The organism is Undibacterium sp. TJN25, from assembly GCF_049339885.1.
In the GTDB taxonomy this organism is placed as follows: Bacteria; Pseudomonadota; Gammaproteobacteria; order Burkholderiales; family Burkholderiaceae_D; genus Undibacterium.
Window position 1 is genome coordinate 505,232 of record NZ_JBMPPM010000004.1, and the last position, 20,047, is coordinate 525,278.

General features: G+C 59.2%; 11 protein-coding genes. 3 read left to right on the top strand and 8 right to left on the bottom strand.

Translation table 11 applies throughout. The annotated features are described in order from the left end of the window. The first annotated feature begins 113 nt into the window (after window positions 1–113). Genes ACO0LO_RS12430 through ACO0LO_RS12440 form a run of 3 tightly spaced genes read left to right on the top strand, consistent with a single transcriptional unit; the run spans window position 114 to window position 1,438 of the window. Window positions 114–437, top strand: coding sequence for a carboxymuconolactone decarboxylase family protein (locus ACO0LO_RS12430; RefSeq protein ID WP_422964535.1), 324 nt, complete (start codon window positions 114–116; stop codon window positions 435–437). A gap of 12 nt (window positions 438–449) precedes the next feature. Next, window positions 450–866: a tautomerase family protein gene (locus ACO0LO_RS12435; RefSeq protein ID WP_422964536.1), complete on the top strand. Its 417-nt coding sequence runs from the start codon at window positions 450–452 to the stop codon at window positions 864–866. Further along, window positions 863–1,438 carry a DUF4865 family protein gene (locus ACO0LO_RS12440; protein WP_422964537.1) on the top strand — a complete coding sequence of 192 codons (576 nt, stop codon included), beginning with the start codon at window positions 863–865 and terminating at the stop codon, window positions 1,436–1,438. Before ACO0LO_RS12435 ends, ACO0LO_RS12440 begins: the two co-directional genes overlap by 4 nt. 33 nt (window positions 1,439–1,471) lie before the next feature. Here ACO0LO_RS12440 and ACO0LO_RS12445 read toward each other — a convergent pair whose 3' ends face one another. The 8 genes from ACO0LO_RS12445 to ACO0LO_RS12480 form a co-directional block, all read right to left on the bottom strand. Continuing rightward, complete coding sequence (locus tag ACO0LO_RS12445) at window positions 1,472–1,780, bottom strand: HigA family addiction module antitoxin (RefSeq protein ID WP_422964538.1); 309 nt, start codon at window positions 1,778–1,780, stop codon at window positions 1,472–1,474. A 94-nt stretch (window positions 1,781–1,874) separates the two neighbouring features. Beyond that, the gene (gene treY, locus ACO0LO_RS12450) at window positions 1,875–4,706 is read right to left on the bottom strand and encodes a malto-oligosyltrehalose synthase (RefSeq protein ID WP_422964539.1); all 2,832 of its coding nucleotides are present in this window, start codon (window positions 4,704–4,706) and stop codon (window positions 1,875–1,877) included. Continuing rightward, window positions 4,703–6,829 carry a 4-alpha-glucanotransferase gene (malQ, locus tag ACO0LO_RS12455; RefSeq protein ID WP_422964540.1) on the bottom strand — a complete coding sequence of 709 codons (2,127 nt, stop codon included), beginning with the start codon at window positions 6,827–6,829 and terminating at the stop codon, window positions 4,703–4,705. Before malQ ends, treY begins: the two co-directional genes overlap by 4 nt. A gap of 10 nt (window positions 6,830–6,839) precedes the next feature. Continuing rightward, window positions 6,840–8,738, bottom strand: coding sequence for a malto-oligosyltrehalose trehalohydrolase (gene treZ / locus ACO0LO_RS12460; RefSeq protein ID WP_422964541.1), 1,899 nt, complete (start codon window positions 8,736–8,738; stop codon window positions 6,840–6,842). Next, entirely contained in the window at window positions 8,686–10,839 is a 2,154-nt protein-coding gene (glgX, locus tag ACO0LO_RS12465; protein WP_422964542.1) for a glycogen debranching protein GlgX, read from the bottom strand. Before glgX ends, treZ begins: the two co-directional genes overlap by 53 nt. Window positions 10,840–10,843: 4 nt before the next feature. Then, on the bottom strand, window positions 10,844–13,159 hold the full coding sequence (gene glgB / locus ACO0LO_RS12470) for a 1,4-alpha-glucan branching protein GlgB (protein ID WP_422964543.1): 2,316 nt from the start codon (window positions 13,157–13,159) through the stop codon (window positions 10,844–10,846). Continuing rightward, window positions 13,156–16,650, bottom strand: coding sequence for a maltose alpha-D-glucosyltransferase (gene treS / locus ACO0LO_RS12475; RefSeq protein WP_422964544.1), 3,495 nt, complete (start codon window positions 16,648–16,650; stop codon window positions 13,156–13,158). Before treS ends, glgB begins: the two co-directional genes overlap by 4 nt. A 25-nt stretch (window positions 16,651–16,675) precedes the next feature. After that, on the bottom strand, window positions 16,676–20,017 hold the full coding sequence (locus tag ACO0LO_RS12480; RefSeq protein ID WP_422964545.1) for an alpha-1,4-glucan--maltose-1-phosphate maltosyltransferase: 3,342 nt from the start codon (window positions 20,015–20,017) through the stop codon (window positions 16,676–16,678). Window positions 20,018–20,047 lie beyond the last annotated feature (30 nt).

Below are 20,047 nucleotides of genomic sequence, written 5' to 3' on the forward strand. Positions count from 1 at the left end.
TTATGAACTATTTATCAAAAATTATCTGATTTTCTGAACAAAGATATGCCGGTATCCTGATGCTGTCAATCGCAGCACACTCACAGCCAACCTATTTCGTTTCAGGAGCAAGCATGGGCAAGAACTCAACTATCGGAAAACAAAGCATGGGCGACATCGCACCGAAACTGGCGGAGCTGACTGATAAGGTGCTGTTCGGCGACATCTGGGAGCGCGATGGCTTGGCGCCGCGCGACCGCAGCCTGATTACGGTCGCGGCTCTGGTGGCAATGAACCGTGGCGAACAACTGCCGTTCCACCTGAATCGTGCACTGGATAACGGTGTCAGCAAACCCGAACTGGTAGAACTGGTGACACACCTGGCGTTTTACTCGGGATGGCCTACCGCCGCCTCGGCAGTGATGGCGCTGAAAAATCTGGATGCAGGAACAATTTAACAGGAGACCAACATGCCCTACGCAAGAATTTCCCTTTTACAAGGCAAGCCCAAGGAATACCTGGAAGCGCTTTCCGCCAGCCTGCATCAGGCGCTGGTAGAGAACTATGACGTTCCCGCTGCAGACCGCTTCCAGGTAATCCACCAGCATGCGCCAGGTGAACTCGTGTTTGACCGCGACTATATGGGCGGCCCGCGCTCGGATGATTTTGTGCTGATCGCCATTACCGCCGGCAGGTTGCGCTCCAGCGCGACCAAGCAGGCTTTTTACCAAAGGCTGGTTGAGTTGCTCAGCGCAGCGCCGGGAATAAGGCCTGAAGACGTCATGGTCGTCATCACGACTACGGCAATGGAAGACTGGTCATTCAGCATGGGCCGCGCGGCTGCGCAGGCTGAAAAACACCTTAACCATGGACGGAGTGACACATGATTGCAATGCAATATAGCTTTACACTGCCTGCCGACTATGACATGAACATCATCCGCCAGCGCATCGCCAGCAAGGGCCATCTGCTGGACAATTTCCCCGGACTGGTCTTCAAGGCCTACCTGAGTGCAAGCAAGGACATGGCGCCCTCTGGATCGACTGAAAACCTGTATGCGCCTTTTTATCTATGGGAAAGCAGCGAGGCAATGAACCGCTTTTTATGCGGTCCCGGCTTTGTCGCCGTAAGCACGGCGTTCGGCTGGCCCGCCGTAAAGACCTGGTCGGTATGGCATGGCAGCCTGGGCGAACACATTGCCGACGCCCGCCATGCAACGCGCGAGGTCATTGCCATACAGCCGTTTACCGCGCTGGCCGAACTGCAGGAAAAAGAAACCCGCATGGCACAGGAAGACCTAGCTGTGCACGGTGCACTGGCAGCAGTTACCGCATTTGAGCCGGCAAGCTGGAGCCTGGTGAGAATGAGATTATGGCGCGACGAGAACCGTGTCATGCCGCGCGAACAGATGCAGCACTATGCAGTCGGCCACCTGTCGCTGCCCGGCCGCAAAGGTTGATGCAGGCTTGATGCATGGATGAGTCCAGCTTGTTCAGCGCGCCGGCAACGGATGCGCGCATAGCCTGAGCGCGTCATCGTATTCTTGCTGCAACTTCAGCCAGAAGCCGCTGTCCAGGCCGAAAAAGGAATCCAGCTTGCTGCCGATCTCGGGACTGACAGCGATCTTGCCCATGACGATGCCGTTGACGGTCCAGATGTCCAGCCCAGTACCCTTTGCTAGGTCTTCACGCGTCAGTTTGAACGGGGTCAGAAACTCCATCACAAGAATATGCGCCGGCTGCAGCTGCGAAGGGTTCCAGCTGGCCGGAGCCGGGCTATCGTTATGCGAATTTAATTTCATATATCCCCCGTGAGTTGACAGAAAATATATCGCGGAATTCAATCGCCTTATGTGTGCTAGCGAACCAAAGCCGACAATTTTGGCGCGATCGAGACTATACAGCAGACACCATCGTTGCAGTCAGCAACGCCAATGGCAAACCTGCCAGCGTTTCTCCCAGCGCCAGGCAAGCTGCGTCTGCGGCCAGCCTGTTGTTGTGGAAATGGCTTTCCCACACGGCAGGGGAACCGGCTGGTAGATGGACCGACGTACCCTGCCACAAGCCATCCTGCCACACTGGAACCTTGTCCGCCGCCTGCAAGTTTGCGGGCAGACGTACCGTAACGACAATGACTGCACTATCCTGGTGCCTGCGCATGAAGGCCAGCACATGCTCCGCCAACGGGCCTGTGACTTCCAGCGGCACATAACTGCCGTCCGAGAAAAGCGCCGCATGGCGCGCGCGCAGCGCCAGGGTTACCGCGATCAGTTGCTGCTTGGCGCGGCCGCCGCGCCATAAAGGGCCAGTGAGCGGTAACCCGGCACCATCATCCAGTGCCTGGCGACGCAGCGAATAATCGATGTTGCTCCGGTTGTCGGGATCGACCAGCGTCAGGTCTTCCAGGTCGCTGGCCTGGTATAGATCTGGAACACCCGGCATCGTCATCCGCAACAAGGTCTGGGTCAGGCTGTTGACAGCCGCCGCCGGAGTGATCTGATGCACCCACGCCGCCAGGTCCTGTAAAAAAACCGGGCTGGATTGCGTATCCAGGACAAGCGCAAGAAATGCCTGGCAGGCTTCTTCATAAGCATGATCCGGCTCTATCCAGTCGGAAACCTGTTTGGCTTCGCGTATCGCTTTCGACTGCCACTGAGCAATACGCTGCGCAAACAAGGACACACCCTCTGCATCTTCCGGCGATAGTTCCGGAGGCCATGCGCCGACCAGCATCTGGTACAGCATCAGTTGGTCCGCGGAGGACGGCGCGATTAGATCGGGACCGCCGTCCTGCGCCTTCAGCTGCACGCGCAGCAGGGCATGCGAACTCATCCAGTAATCCAGTTTCTCCGCCCACTGCTGCGGCATTTCGCTAAGGACCGCAAGCCGCGCACGCAAGTCTTCTCCGCGTTTATGGTCATGCGTTGCTGTCGCCAGCATCGCATGCGGAAATTCCTTTGCCCGGGACAGGGAGGCATTGTGAAAGCCCTGCGGGCTCAGCGAAAACTGGCCTGGACTGGAGCCGACCTCATTACGCGACAGCAATCGGCCATAACGATAGAACGCAGTATCTTCCACCGATTTTGCCGCCAAAGGCGGCGTCAATTGCTGGAAGCGGGTGATGGCGCGCTGGCGCAGCGGATCGACAAATTCACCGCCATCTTTATCTTGCAGGCTGCCGGCGCTGCCCAGCCATTGACCGATGGCGTCCAGCAGCCCATGGTCGGCGCTGCGCAAATGCAGCCGGGCCTGTTGCGCAGCGTACTCAAATACGGCCTGGTCGGCGGCATCGCGCCCGTCCGCGGCGACATAGGTGCGGTACACGGGGAAATGTAACAGAAGCTGCTGCAAGACGCGGCGGATTGCCGCCATCGAAAAATCCCGGGTCGCGATATCATTGCGGGCCACCGCCAGCAGCGCGCGCGCAGCGGCCTCGAATTCTCCGCTCAGGTTTGCTGCGAGCAACTGCCACCGGGCGGACCGGACTTCGCTTTCAAAACCGGAAGCGCTTCCGGTCTCGCGCTCCCATAGCCCGGTAAGCGCCTGCTCCCCTTTTTCATCATGCTGTAAGGCGCCTACCTGATCCATGAAATCGTAGCCTGTGGTGCCATGCACTGCCCAGTCCGCGCGCAGCTGTTCTCCCGGCGCCAGGATTTTCTCCACGACCAGATAGGGCTCCCTGGCGGCATCCAGCAACTGCAGCCGGTTCTGTAATTTACGGCAGTAGGCCCTGGGGTCGGCCAGGCCATCCACGTGGTCTACCCGTACGCCGTCAATCAGCCCCTGTCCATACAGCTGGAAAACCAGTGCGTGCGATGCCTCGAAGACGTCGTCACGTTCCACCCGCATGCCGACCAGGTCGCTGACTTCGAAGAAACGCCGCCAGTTCAGCTGGTCCGCGGCACAACGCCACCAGGTCAGCCGGTAGTGCTGCTGTTCCAGCAATGCATGCATCGCAGATATACCGTCGGCTTGCGGCGAAGAAAAACGCGCTAGCGCCGCGTCGATGGCGGCCCTGCCTTCGGCATTCTGGCCGGCGGCTTGAAGTGCCGCATACACTTCGGCAGCCTGGCGATGCAGCGCTTGCTGGAAAAACTGTACCCGCATGCGGTCTGCATTGGTCAGCACCAGCTGTTCGCACAAAGCCACAACAAGCCCGAGTGCGGATGCGTCGGAGCGCGCCAGTATTTCCAGATAGCAGACCGGCGATATCGGGAAACGGTGATCATGATAGGCAAGGCTGATTTTTCCATTACCCGGATCGAAACGCAGCGCCAGGTCCCCGCCGGATAATATCTCGCCGTACTGTGCAGCGAGCACCGGCGCCAGCATCTTGCCGGAGAGCAGCGGATCTGCCGCGTTCCAGTCTATGTCAAACCACTCCGCATAGGGACTGCCCTGCCCCCATTCCAGCACATCCTGCCACCAGCGATTGTCCGGGCCGACACCCATGTGGTTAGGTACGATATCGATAATCAGGCCCATGCCGGCTTCTCGCAGCCGCACCGCCAGCCTGCGCAAGGCCGGCTCGCCGCCCAGTTCCGGGTTGATGCTGCCGGGGTCGACAATGTCGTAGCCATGCTTGGAGCCGGGCCGGGCCGTAAAAATCGGCGATGTGTAGAAATGGCTGATGCCCAAGGCAGCATAATAATCAACCGTGGAAGCGGCATCGTCGAAGTTGAAGCCCTGATGCAGTTGCAGCCTTACCGTTGCCCTTGGAATACTCATGATTTTTCTTTACGGTGGGATCGTTGATCATCAAGCAGTTGCAGGCGCGCAGCCACAGCGGGCGCATCCAGCAGGCCCTGCACATCTGCCGCCAGCCGTCGCCGCCAGTTGGGGTGCACGTCGCCGGAGCCGGGAAAATTGGGCTGCTCCGCCAGGCCAAGCGCGTCTTCCAGCGGCAGGACAGCTATTTCCGCCTGGGTGGCATTCAGGAAGCGGATGATTTCGGCCAACGGCGCCGCATCGGCTTCCGGCTGCGGGGCATCGCCCTGGGCGCAGCCGGCAAAGTCCATGGCTAGCCAGAGTTGCTGCCTTTCTCGCGCACGGTCTGCTATCGCTTCGTCCCTGGCTTCGCCGTGCTCCAGCGTGCCAAGCTGGGCGCGCCATGCAATATCGTGCCCGCTCCACCAGCCTGCGATGGTAGGCAGGTCATGCGTGCCGGTAGTGCCTGTCGCGCCGCGCCGCCAGTCATTGGGCGCAAAGAAACCGCCGCCGTCGCGCTGGAACCATAAGACCTGGATTCCCATCAAGTTTTTTTGCAGCAGCTGTTCGCGGAAACCGTCCGGCACGGTGCCCAGGTCCTCGCCGATGACGACCGCCTGGTGGCGCCAGGATTCCAGTGCAATCAGGCGCAGCAGGTCCTCCATCGGGTAATGCAGGTAGGCGCCTTGCGACGCCGGTGCGCCATCGGGCACCAGCCACAGGCGGCCCAGGCCGAGAACATGGTCGATACGTATGCCGCCCGCATGTGCAAACACCGCGCGCAGCATTTCCAGGTAGGCACGGTAACCCCTGTCCCGCATTGCATGCGGAGAAAAAGCGCCCAGCCCCCAGCTTTGGCCATCCGGATTGAACAGGTCCGGCGGCGCACCGACCGACAAGCCGGCGATGATCTCGCCCTGCCGGCTCCAGGCCTGGCTGCCGCCGTTATCCGCCCCCACCGCCAGGTCTGCTACCAAGCCTATGCACATGCCGGCGTTGCGCGCCGCGTGTTGTGCGCCATCCAGGCCGACAGCCGCCTGCCATTGCAGGAACAGATGAAATTCCACTTCCCCCATATGCTGCAGCGCAAATTCCAGCACCGCATCACCATCAGGGTCGTGGTAGGCAGCGGGCCAGTTCTGCCAGCCGCCAGGCGTGCCCGCGGTCTTCATCCACGCATGCAGTGCTTCAAACCGCGCATGCGATTCCAATGCCTCGCCACCGCGGCGGCAGAATTCCCCAAAAGCGGCATGCTCGCCTGCCAGCCCATCCTTATTCGCCACAAAACGGCGGTACAAGAGGTGCAGCACCTGCAGTTTAAGTGCAGCAGCTTGCGGCCAGTCCAGCAAGGGCAACGCCTCCAGCCCGCGCCAGCGTGCCGGCGTATCTGCGCCAAGCTGTGCGATCGCCTGCTGCAGCCCGTCTTCGCCAAACAAGGCCGCGGCATCGATATGCAGCACATTCAGGAACAAGCGGCTGGACGGGCTATACGGACTGTAATTGCGCGGTTCTGCGCTGAACATCGCATGCACCGGGCTGATCGCCAGCATGGCAGCGCCTTGCTGCGCTGCCGATTCCGCGAGCATGGCCAGGCTGGAAAAATGGCCTATGCCGCCGTCACCGGCATGCCGCAGGCTGTATAGCTGCGCCGACAATCCCCATAGCTTTAGCGGCCCCTGTGCCGTACCGGTACGCTGCGCGCATAAGGCATCTTCTATGCCGAAACAGCGCGGCGGTGCAATCGCCAGCGTTACAGAATGCCCGCCCGTCTCCAGCCTGTGGTAGCCGATACTGGTGACCGGCGGCAATTCGGGCACACTTTCGCCGTCAGAAAAACGGCCGTCGATAAGTCCCCCCTGCTCCAGCAGGATACGGTAGTGCTGGCCTTGCAGGCCGCTGTTTAACGGTAGCGCCAGCGTTACGCCAGCCTGCCCGGTGATCAGCGGCGGCAGCGATGGATCATTCTCCTGTTCCATCAGCTTGCGATAGCTAACCTGGCACTGCGCCTGCGTATTGCAGGGGAGCTTCAGCGCGGCCAGGATGGCGCGCAGGCTGTCGCCGGACACCGCCTGGTGCTGTCCATGGGCATCTATCCAGTGCGTGGCGAGGCCGGCAGCCTCGGCCAGCGCTGTCAATGACATCATATCGAGATCCTTATCCGGCATACGGCTCGCCTCCTATCGACCCCATAGCTTCCGGCACGCCGGACAATACGGCAATGAACGCATAAGCCGGTAACTCCTTCCTGCGCAAGCTCATCGCGCTGCCTCCGTATTCAAACAGGATGCGGCCGGACGCGTCCACGTCAAAAAAACAGCCTGAAACAGCAACATTGTCCGGGCCCAGATTAACCGCAATCGACAATATGCTTCCATCCCCCATACGCCACGAGGCCGCCACCGCAGCACCTGCCAGCGCCTCCGCACCCAGCGCCACTGCCCCCGCCAGGCGCGGCATGATATTCACCCGCCGGATATCCAGCAAGGTCTTCGTCCACTCGCGCCAGGCCGCCCCGTTTTCACCACCCGCATCCGGCATGGAATGCCTGAAACTGCCGACATCATTCGGATCGGGTATGCCGGCGAGCCGGGCGGGATCGGAAAATGCAGGAACATGCGCAAACTCGTTGCGGCGGCCATTGCGAACCGCGTCTGCCAGTTCAGTGTCCTGATGATCGGTAAAATAGACGAAAGGCGAGCGCGATCCGCTTTCTTCTCCCATGAACAGCAGGGGTATCTGCGGCGACAGCAGCAACAACGCATTGGCCGCGCGCAGCGCGCGATCCTCGGTCAACGAGATCAGCCGATCGCCGAAAGCGCGGTTGCCGACCTGGTCATGGTTTTGCAAAAACAGTACAAAGGCACTGGGCGGCAGGCCCACGCTCGGCTCGCCGCGCGGCTTGCCGCTGACGATGGAAGGCTGACCCTGGTATATAAAACCCTGCGACAGGCAACGCGCCAGCTTTTCAGCAGGACTGTCGGAAAAATCACGGTAATAGCCCTGCTGTTCTCCGGTCAGCAATACATGCAGCACATGATGCCCATCGTCATTCCATTGCGCGTCAAAGCCGTCTTTCATCAAGTGCGCAGCATTGCCTTCATGCTCCAGAACCAGGTGCACATGGCGTTCAGGCCCGGTTGCCTGGCGGATCTGGCGGGCCAGTTGCGGCAGCCATTGCTGCTCCGAAATGGCGTGCATCGCATCGAAGCGCAACCCGTCGAAACGGAATTCATTCAGCCAGTAGATCGCATTGTCGGTAAAAAAACGACTTACTTCGGGCATGCGAAAATCAATTGCAGCACCCCATGGCGTGTGCAGGTCTTTGCGAAAAAAAGGCGAAGCATACGCTCCCAGGTAATTGCCGTCAGGGCCGAAGTGGTTATATACAACGTCCAGGAATACCATCATCCCCAGTTCATGGGCGGTATCGACCAGCTGTTTCAACTGCTCCGGCGTGCCATACGCAGTATCAGGCGCATACGGAAGAACACCGTCGTAGCCCCAGTTGCGCGAGCCCGGAAAATCTGCGACCGGCATCAGCTCTACAGCAGTAATGCCCAGCGACGCCAGCTCAGGCAGCTTCTGCGTCACGCCGGAAAAACCGCCCATTGCACCTGCGTGCAATTCATATAGCACGGTCTCTTCCCACGGCCGCCCGTACCAGCCAGTGCAGCGCCACTGGTAGCTGTCCGGGTCGGTCACCACGCTGCGGCCATGCACATCCGACTCTTGCAGGCGAGACGCCGGGTCGGGCACCATTACCGGCGTACCGTCCGACGCATTCAATCCGGGAAAGCAGAAGGCATACCTGGCGCCTGCGCCGCAGCCCGCTTCCACCTGGAACCATCCTCCTTCCTCAGCCTGCATCGCCAGCGGCGCAAGCCCATTGATGACGACACTGGCGCTTTGCTTGTCCGGCGCCCACACGCGGAACAGCGTGCGACCGGGCGCGACCAGTTGCGCGCCGAAGCCGGCATTTATATGCGATGTGGCCGAAGGATCAAACGACGACATCATCGGCAACCAGTAAGAGTGCGCTGTGGGCAGCGACATTGATCTTGTTGTCTTGCGGACGCCTGGGCTCGGCCGGCGACACACTTCCGCCCGCCACTGTCGCGGTCGCATCCTCCGCAGCGTCGATCAGCACGCGCCACGCGATTTGCGGCTGCGGCAGAATGAACTCGCGCTCTTCCGAGTGCGCATTCAACAGCAGCAGAGAAGCTGTCAGCGTGCCAGGCTTGCCGCCGACGCCTTCCAGCACGCGCGCCCTGCGTAGCGCCAGCAGGCGGCCGTCGGTAAACTCCCATTTTTCCTGCGTCATCTCCGACCCGCTTTCGTCATACCAGTCTACATCGTGCAGGCCTGGACCCACTTCAGTCTGGCCGGTAAAGAAATAGGGATGACTAAGCGTAGGCCGCGTCTTGCGTGCCTCTATGCAACGCCGTGTGAAATCCAGCAGCGCACTGCCCGGCTGCTCTTCGACCAGGCTCCAGTCGAACCAGGATGTTTCGTTGTCCAGGCAATACGGATTGTTGTTGCCGCCCTGGGTACGGCCAAACTCGTCGCCGCCCAGCAGCATGGGTGTGCCATTGGAGAAGAACAGTGTCATCAGGTAAGCGCGTTTTACCTTCTCGCGGGTGGCGACTATTCCTGCATCCTCGCTCGGCCCTTCAGCGCCCCAGTTGAAGCTTTCGTTATCGTTGGCGCCGTCGTTATTATTATCACCGTTGGCTTCGTTATGCTTGTCGTTATAGCTGACCAAGTCCTGCAAGGTAAAGCCGTCATGTGCGGTGACAAAGTTGACGGAAGACCAGGGGCGCCTGCGATGATGGTTGAACAAGTCGGGAGAGCCCAGCAGGCGGCCGGCAACCGCGCCGCGCAAGCCGGCTTCGCCTTTCCAGAACCGCCGTACGTCGTCGCGAAAGCGCCCGTTCCACTCCGCAAAGCCGGCCGGATGATTGCCGATCTGATAGCCGCCGGGCCCTATGTCCCAAGGTTCGGAAATCAGTTTTACCTGCGACAGCGCCGGGTCCTGCATCAGCGCATCAAAAAATCCGCATCCGGGGTCGAAGCCGGTGGCCTCCCGGCCCAGCGTGACGCCCAGGTCGAAACGGAAGCCGTCCACATGGAATTCCTGCACCCAGTAACGCAGCGAATCCATCACCATCTGCAAGACGCGGGGGTGCGACATATTGACGGTATTGCCACAGCCGGTATCGTTGACCAGGTAACGTGGATTGTCTGCCTGCAGCCGATAGTAGCTGGCGTTATCCAGCCCACGGAAAGACAGAGTAGGCCCCAGCTCGCTTTCTTCACTGGTGTGGTTGTACACCACATCCAGGATGACTTCTATACCCGCAGCATGCAGGCAGCGTATCGCACGCCGCATCTCGTTCAGCGAGCCGTCGGCCAGGTAGCGCTGTTCCGGCGCAAAGAAAGATAGCGTGTTGTAGCCCCAATAGTTACTGAGGTTTTTTTCAACCAGGCGGCGATCCTGCACCAGCCCATGCACCGGCATCAGTTCCAGTGCGGTGACCCCCAGCTTCAGCAGATGGTCGATTACATAGGGGTCGCATAGCGCGGCAAAAGTGCCGCGCTGGTCAGGACGTATGGCATCGGCGCGCATCGTCAGACCGCGCACATGCGCTTCATAGATCACGGTTTTTTCCCACGGCGTTTTCAGTGCGCGATCGCTACCCCAGTTGAAATGCTCATCGCTGACAACGGATTTCGGCATGGCCGGTGCGCTGTCGCGCCTGTCGAAGGACAGGTCGGCGCGGGCAGATTGGATGCGGTAGCCATATAACGCATCAGTCCAGCGCAGGCGGCCATGGATTTTCCTGCTGTATGGGTCCAGCAGCAGCTTGTGCGGATTGAAGCGGTGCCCCTGCTCCGGCAGGTAAGGGCCGTGTGCGCGATAACCGTATAACTGGCCGCCATGCACGTTGGGGATATAGCCGTGCCAGATTTCGTTAGTGCATTCAGGTAGCGTATAGCGCATGATCTCGCGCCTTCCCTGCGGATCAAACAGGCACACTTCTATTTTGTCGGCATTGGCAGAAAATACAGCAAAATTGGTTCCCGCCCCGTCGGTATGCGCGCCCAGGGGATAGGGTAAACCGGCCCTGATGGCCGGATGATTTTTTTGCTGCATGTAGTTAATCCTTCCTGAAAATCACGGTAGAAAGCGGGGGCAGCGTCAGCATCAGAGAAAACGCGTGCCCATGGCTAGCGACAGGCTCCAGTACGATGGAACCTTCGTTGCCGATGTTGCCGCCGCCATAGACAGCAGCATCCGAATTGAATACCTCAGACCATGAGCCGCCGGCCTCTTGCCCCGGCAAGTCCAGACCAACGCGGTAACCGTACCGCGGCACCGGCGTCATATTGCTGACAACCAGCATGGTCGTATTTTGTGTGTTTTGAGCGTCCTGTGCATTAGTGCGCAGGAAGGCAAAGACGCTATTGGCCTGGTCGTCGCCCACCAGCCAGCGAAACGCCGCTGGGTCGGCGTCGCCTGCATGCAGCGATGCCTCTTTGACATACAGACGGTTAAGGTCGCGCACCGTACGCTGTATGCCGCGGTGCGCGGCATCATCCAGCAGGTGCCACTCGGGCGACGCATCGTGATTCCATTCACCCAGCTGGCCGAACTCGCAGCCCATGAACAGCAACTTTTTGCCGGGATGGGTAAACATGAACCCCAGATACGCGCGCAGATTGGCAAGTTTCTGGCTCAGATCTCCCGGCATCTTGTTCAGTAGGGAAGCTTTGCCATGCACCACTTCATCATGCGAGATCGGCAGCATGAAATGTTCTGAATAGGCATACGCCATGCTGAAGGTCATCTCGTTGTGATGATGGCGGCGGTGGATGGGTTCGTGCTGCATATAATGCAGCGAGTCGTGCATCCATCCCATATTCCATTTATAGCTGAATCCGAGGCCGCCCCGCTCCACCGGTGCCGTGACGCCGGGCCAGGACGTGGATTCTTCCGCGATCATCATTGCACCCGGGCAGCGTTCCGCCACCACGCCATTCAACTCCCGCAGGAAGGCAACCGCTTCCAGATTCTCTCGCCCGCCATGGACATTGGGCACCCATTCGCCGGGCTTGCGGCTGTAGTCCCGATACAGCATAGATGCCACCGCATCCACCCTCAGTCCGTCGATATGAAAGCGTTCCAGCCATTCCAGCGCCCCGGCGATGAGGAAACCCCGGACCTCGTTGCGGCCGAAGTTGTAGATCATCGTATTCCAGTCCTGGTGGAAACCCTCGCGTACATCCGCGTGTTCATATAACGCGGTGCCGTCGAAGCGTGCCAGGCCGTGGTCGTCCGATGGAAAATGCGCCGGCACCCAGTCCAGGATCACTCCCAGTCCCGCATTGTGGCAACGATTGACGAAGTTGGCGAAGTCTTCAGGGCTGCCGAAGCGTGCAGTCGGCGCAAACTGCGACAGTGGCTGATACCCCCAGGACCCGCCGAAAGGATGCTCCATCACCGGCAACAATTCCACATGGGTAAAACCCATGCCGACCGCGTAAGGGATCAGCCTGTCGCCCAGTTCCTGCCAGCTCAGGCTGCGGCCGCCTTCCTCCAGGATGCGCAGCCAGGAAGCGACATGCAATTCATAGATGGAAAGCGGCGCCTCCGGTGCGTGCCTGCGCCCGCGCGACGACATCCATTCATCATCGGTCCAGCGCAGCGGCGCGGAAGAAGCGACAACGGACACATCCGATGCGTCTTTCAGCGTGGCCCGCGCAACAGGGTCTGCCTTGGCGGGCAGCAGCACGGCGTCTGCGCCGACCAGCTCATATTGATACTTTGCGCCCGCACCTATACGCGGCACAAACAGTTCCCATACGCCGGCATCGTGACGTATCCGCATGGCATGCCGCCTGCCGTCCCACTGGTTAAAATCGCCAATAACGGATACGCGCTGTGCATTCGGCGCCCATACAGCGAAGCGCACACCCGCAATACCGTTCACCGTCATCGCGCGGGCGCCGAGGCAACTGGCCAGCTCGCGGTGCCTGCCTTCACGCATCAGGTGCAGGTCAAGATCGCCCAACAGGGGACCGAAAGAATAAGGATCTTCAGTTTCCTGCAACACGACTTCACCCTGGCCGTCGCGCCATTCCACTTGCAGCAGATATTTGTCGCCGTGTTCAAGCCCCCGTACCGGGCCGCTAAACAGGCCTGTGGCGCCACCATCCTGCTGGACAGGCGGCAGCTCTGCCAGGAGTTCGCCCGTGGCCGACAGCACGTTCACCTTGGCCGCGCCGGGGTGAAAGGTGCATACAGACATTACATCGCCGGTACGGTGCGGGCCGAGCAGTGCAAACGGGTCACCCAGCCTGCCCTGCACTAGCGCGGCCACCAGTGCAGTATCAGGCGAATCGCCAAGGCCACCGGCATAGCCGGCACCTTCATTGGCTGACAACGGAACTTGTTTTTCTTGGATCATATTCATGGATTCAACAGGCGTTCAGAAAGTGAGAACAGGCCGTGCAAAGGCACTTCTATCCAGTCAGGCCTGTGAGCCGCTTCGTAGCACAGTTCGTATGCTGCTTTCTCCAGGCAGAACAAGGTCAGCAATGCGGTATCGGCCGCATGGGCCGCATCGGGAGCGCTGTCCCTGTAGGCTTGCAGGAAAGATTCGCGCGACTCCGCCACGTATTGCCGCAATATCTCGGACTTGCGCTGCTTGACGGCGTCGCTCAAGTCGCCTGGCCCGACACTGCCTGGCCCGCGCTCGTCGGCAAATGCCGCCGCATAGTCGATAGAGCGCAGCAGGCCTGCAACATCCCGCCACGGGCTGTTCTTCTCGCGCCGCTGCGCCAGCGACAAAGCGGGAGCTCCTTCAAAATCTACCAGATAGGCATCGCCGGAAGACACCAGCACCTGGCCCAGATGGAAATCGCCATGCACGCGAATGCGCAGCGCGCCGTCCAGCTTACCGGCCAGCGCTTTTACCGCGGCCTCCACGGCGGTACGCTGTTCCAGCAGCCGGGCAACCATGGGCTGCAGATCCTCATCCCACTGGCGGGAACTCTGCAATAAGGTGTATGCCAGCTGCAGCTGTTCAAGCGCCTCATCTATCCAGTGTTTTGCATCTTCCAGGCCAGCTGTCTGCGGAGAAAAGGCCTCTTCAGCGGAAGGCTGCGCAAGCACGCTATGCAATTGCCCCAGCCGCTGCCCAAGGACTGCTGCAAAACGGGTCAGCTCCTGAACAGGATCAACGGCATTCTTGACCGGGCTAAGCGCACTGCCCGTTCCTGGCTCAGTGATATCAATGGTATGGATCGCGCGTGCCAGCGTGTCCAGCGTCCAGTGCCAGGCATCACCCTGGTTGTGCACGAAGGCTTGCAGCAACACCAGCGTACAGGGTTCTTCATCTGTCCCGCCGTCGGCTTTGGCATAACGTGTCATCTCACCCAGGATAGGCGGCGTATTGGCATAGCCGTGCTCAGTCAGATAGCGCGCCATTTCCACTTCCGGATGCAGGCCGGGGGTAAGGCGGCGCAATACTTTAAGCACAATGCTTTCTCCGACCACCAGCGAACTGTTTGATTGTTCGCCCGACAGGCGGCGGATATCGGTTGGGCTCGCCAGCGACAACGCGCCGGCGCCACTGGCATCAAAATTTGTGCAACGTATATCACCGCATGGCGACGGGATAGTGGCGCCATCGCGGATCAATTCCAGAATGCGGATCGCAAATGCATCCAGCGCAAACGCATCGGTCAGCAGGCCGACACGACGGTCACGCCTTACCCTTGCCAGCGCCAGTTGATGCGCCGCGCCCGACGAGGTTGCCGCTTCTGCTTCGAACCCCAGCGGCAACAGGTAGCGTTCAATACTGCCGCCGCTGGCCACCTCAAGTTCCGCCATCAGCATCGGAGGCGTTGCAGTGCCGGTAGCGGCCTGCGTCGGCACGGTAGCCTCCGGCAATACCGTAGTGCAGGCAATGCGGACCGAATCCAGGCCACCGTGCTTGCCTGAATACCAGCGGCGCTTGGGCAGGTAAAGCGGCAGTATTTCTTTTTCCAGCGTGGTGCGGGCGGCGCCGTTGATCAGGTCGTCCAGGCCGTTGCGCAACACCAGAGTCAGATAGTCCGGCATTGGTTCGGCGGCAGGCGTATACCACGACGGCAGTTCGGTATTTTCCGCCAGCACGAACCAGTAAAAGCCAAAAGGCGGCAGCGTCAGTATATAAGGCAGCCGGCCCACTGGCGGAAATGCGGCGCCCCCTAGCATTTCGATAGGGACACGGCCTTCCAGCTGCGACAGATCCAGCTGCACCGCCTCCGACGAGCCAGACACATTCGCGACACAAAGGATGGTTTCCATGCTGCCTTTCTTGCCCGAAGCAGCGTCGCCGCCGGTCTGGTATTCGCGCAAATAGGCAAGCACCTTGCGGTTATCCGGATACAGCAGCCTGAAGCTGCCGCGTCCGAACGCGCGGTGCTTGCCACGCACTTCGAGCAAGCGCCGCATCCAGTTCAGCAGCGAATGGGGATCTCCATTCTGCGCTTCCACATTGACTGCCTGGTAACCGTACAGCGGATCCATGATGGCAGGAAGCACCATCGCAGCGGGATCCACGCGGGAAAAGCCGCCGTTGCGGTCGGGCGACCATTGCATGGGCGTACGCACACCGTCCCGGTCGCCAAGATGGATATTGTCGCCCATGCCGATTTCATCGCCGTAATAGATGACCGGGGTGCCGGGCATGGATACCAGAAGACTGTTCAGCAGCTCTATCCGGCGGCGGTCACGCTCCAGTAGCGGCGCCAGCCTGCGGCGTATGCCCATATTGATGCGGGCGCGCCGATCTGCCGCATAATAGTTCCACAGATAGTCGCGCTCCTTGTCGGTCACCATTTCCAGCGTCAGCTCGTCATGGTTGCGCAGGAAGATCGCCCACTGGCAGTCGGCCGGAATTTCCGGGGTCTGGCGCAGAATGTCGGTAATAGGGAAGCGGTCCTGCTGCGCCAGCGCCATATAGATACGCGGCATCAGCGGAAAGTGGAAGGCCATGTGGCATTCGTCGCTGTTGCCGAAATACTGCTGCACGTCTTCCGGCCACATATTGGCTTCTGCCAGCAACATGCGCCCTTCGAAATTCTGGTCCAGGTGGGCACGTATCTTTTTCAGTATATCGTGTGTCTCATCCAGATTCTCGTTACTGGTGCCCTCCCGCTCTATCAGGTAAGGCACCGCGTCCAGCCTCAGCCCGTCGATGCCGATATTGAGCCAGAACGACATGACGTCCAGCACTGCCTTCAGCACGGCAGGGTTATCAAAATTCAGGTCAGGCTGGTGCGAATAGAAACGGTGCCAGAAATACGCATTGGCTACCGGGTCCCAGGTCCAGTTGGATTTCTCGGTATCCAGAAAAATGATGCGCGTGCCGGCATAGCCCTGATCATTGTCCGCCCAGACATAAAAATTGCGCGCGGCGGAACCCGGCTTGGCAGCGCGTGCGCGCTGGAACCACGGATGCTGGTCAGACGTATGGTTGATGACCAGTTCGGTAATTACGCGCAGGCCACGTTTGTGCGCTTCTGCAACGAAGCGCTTGGCGTCGGCCATGCTGCCGTAATCTTCATGTACATCCTTGTACTCGGCGATGTCATAGCCGTCGTCCTTGCGCGGGGACGGATAGAAAGGCAGCAGCCAGATGGTATTAACGCCCAGCCGTGCAATATAGTCCAGCTTGGCGATCAAGCCGGCGAAGTCGCCGATGCCGTCATTGTTTTCGTCAAAAAAAGACTTTATATGCACCTGGTAAATCACCGCATCCTTGTACCAGAAGGCATCGTCGTTCGTGCCGATGAACGCGCTGCCCTTCTTGGGCGCGAGCGCGCGGTCACGCTTGCCCGTATGCGCTGCAGCAGGTTTGCCGGCATCTCCATCTTTACCGGTGCCTTCATGGCCGTCCAGGATAGTATCCAGCATGATTTTCCTTTAATTGCCTACGTATTTATGTCTTTACATACTCATGGCCGCGCGGATGTGCGCGCCAGATTGAAAATGGCATTTCGGGCTTGTCCAGCTGTATACGCTGGTGCTTTCCCGTCCATGTAAAGCGCTGTTCATTGACGAGGTCCGTCACATCCAGTGACGCATCGTCAGTCAGCCCGAAGCGCCATAGCGGCAGTTCGATGTCGGCGGTATGCGCATGATACGGATCCAGGTTGATTGCGATCAGCAGTACATTGCCGGTGAACTTGCCGTCCTGCAAATCCACTTTTGAAAAAAACAGGATGTTGTCATTTGATGCGGGCAGGAATTCCGCGTTCAGGTGCGTGTGCAGCGCAGGGTTGTCGCGCCGTATGCGGTTCAGCATCGTGATTTCGTCGACGATATTGCCGGGCTTGTTCCAGTCCCATGCGCGGATTTCGTATTTTTCTGAATCCAGGTATTCTTCCTTGCCGGACATTGCCTGCGCTTCACATAATTCAAATCCACTGTAGACGCCCCACAGGCCCGACAACGTTGCTGCCAGTGCTGCCCGCAGCAAAAAGCCGGGGCGGCCGGAATGCTGCAGGAAATAGGGATTGATATCCGGCGTGTTGACGAAGAAATGCGGCCGGAAGAAATCACGCGGCGCGGTCGTCGACAGCTCAGTCAGATAATCAATGAATTCCGCCTTGGTATGGCGCCAGGTGAAATAGGTGTATGACTGTGAGAATCCCAGCTTGGCCAGCCTGTACATCGGCTTGGGACGGGTAAAAGCCTCTGCCAGGAAGATTGCATCCGGATGGCGTCTGCGCACGTCGCCTATCATCCATTCCCAGAACGGCAGCGGTTTGGTATGCGGGTTATCGACACGAAACACCTTGATGCCCTGCGCTGCCCAGAACAGCACGGCGTCGCGCAACGCGCACCACAGTGAAGGCACCGCACCATCACCATAAAAATCGACATTGACGATATCCTGATATTTCTTCGGTGGATTTTCCGCATAGCGGATGGAACCATCCGGCCGCCATGCAAACCATTCGGGATGCTGCTTCAGCCACGGATGATCGGGCGCGCACTGGATCGCAAAATCCAGCGCCAGTTCCAGCCCATGCTCCGCAGCTGCAATCCGCAGTCTCTGGAAATCGGTTAGCGTGCCCAGTTGCGGATGGATGTCGGTATGCCCGCCTTCGGCAGAACCTATCGCGTAAGGACTGCCGGGATCGCCGGCTTGCGGCGTCAGGCTATTGTTTTTTCCCTTGCGGTTGATACTGCCAATGGGGTGGATGGGCGGAAAATACAGCGTATCGAAACCCATTGCTGCAATGGCAGGAAGCCGCCTGATGACGTCATCGAAATTACCGTGGCGGTTGACATCGCCGCTTTGCGAGCGAGGAAACAGTTCATACCAGCTGGCAAACTGAGCCGCCTTCCGTTCCGCATCGATGGCGCAAACCTCGCTGCGGTGGGAGAACTCCCTGATACCCACTGTTCTGAACAGACGCGCGGTGTCTTCCGCCAGCAATACAGCGATGCTGTCTTCATTTTTCGGTAAGGATTTCTTTCCGGGCCTTGCTTGCAGTTGACGAACGATATCCTGTAACGCTGCCGATTTGACAGTATCGCCGCCAAATTGCTGGAGGGTCTTCTGCACCAGCAGACGCCCCTCTTCCAGCTCCAGCGTGACGTCCAGTCCCGCTTTCACCTTCTTGTCCAGTTCATCACGGTAAGTGGCAAACGTATCGCGCCATGCCTCCACTGCAAACTGGTAGCGGCCTACCCGCTCCAGTGACAATTGCGCCTGCCAGCGGTCGTTTTCTGCGGAAAACATAGGAATCTCCGCCCAGTCTGCCTTGTCGATAGTGCGCCATAACAGCGACGCAGCAAGTTTTTCATGTCCGTCGCTAAAAATATCGGCGCCTATGTTAACCACGTCACCTGCCAGCGCCTTGGCCGGAAAACGACCATCGTCAACGCGCGGGGATACGGCTTCAATCACCACCCGCGGCTGGCGGGCCGCAGTTTCGGTTTCGCGTTTTCCGGATTTTGCTGTAGATGCGATGGCAGGAAGCTGCCGCATTTGATAAATGCGCAATTCGGCGGGCTGCAGCACAATGTCATCCGCTTGCACACCGCTGTCCCGCGACGGCCAGATCTGGTTTTCTATCACCATCCCAGCCGCATATCGTCTGATTGCCTGCGGCGCCAACCGGTGAGTTACGCACAGATCCAGGTTGATTGCCGCAAGGCGGATACCGGTTTCCCCTGTGCGTGGCGCAAGTGCCAGCAGCGCAACGGGATCCTCGGGCAGAGAAAGCAGCCGTACGTTTTCCTTGCTACTGTTATTCTGCAACTCGATTTGTTTGTTGCCTTGCATTAGTTCTTGCGACAGGTCAAACAGCGGGTTTTCAAATGCCTTTACAAATGCCTGTGCAGAAAACGCGGGCGCAATCTCTTCTTCCATGCCGTGTTCAAAACCCATCGGTACCATCATTCCGTCGCCGCTGAGAACCGCGATATGCAGGGCCCGTAAATAGAGCGAACGGCGCATGGCAGGCAATGGGGTGGCGACACTGGCGGCAAGCCTGGCGCCAAACGGATTGTCGGGAAAGCTTATTACAGGCGCAATTTTTTTCTGTCGCCATAGACCATCCAGATAGCGCCGGCTGAGGGTTCCTGCATCGCCATCGCGGTCCGGTGCAGCAAATGTCGCATCGAATCCACTCTGATGGATGGCTGCCTCGGTATTCGGATTGTGCTGGACATCGATCCACGCAAAAAAACTTGCCTTCGCATAGAGCGGCCTGAGCTGTCCTATCATTTTTTTCCAGGCAAGCGCATCTATAACGTCCGAGGAAACGCGGCAGACCAATCCCTGTACGCCACTGTCCAACAGGCTCTTGAGCCTGTCCAGACAAGAGACGAACAGAACATGTCCCTGTTCTTCCGATTCCGGGAATCGGGGTGAAAGTAGTGATTTACCGGGTTCACTGCAAAGGCTACGCCATTTATCCGCCGGAATAACCTGTGCGAAGCGAGGGTCAGGCAGCGCATCGATGTGAGGCACACTGGAGAATAATTCAGGATTGGCTTGCACAACCGGATCGCTGATGTTCCAGCGATCTATACCGGCGTCCGTAACAAGCCGTAATCCATGGCGAGCGCATCTGCCGGCAAGGCTGCCCAGCGTGGCCTCACGATTGCTGCTCAATGCCGAATCATGCAAGCCCCCCAGAGGTGCGGCAAGCAGATGGTCGAATCCCAGGCTTGCGATCCGCTGCAATTGCACGTCGTCAAACCAGGCAGACAGTGCAACCGCAGTGGGAACGCAATAAATGCGCGGATGAAAATGAATGTCCATACGTCAGACGCCGCCATGGAAGAAAGCCGG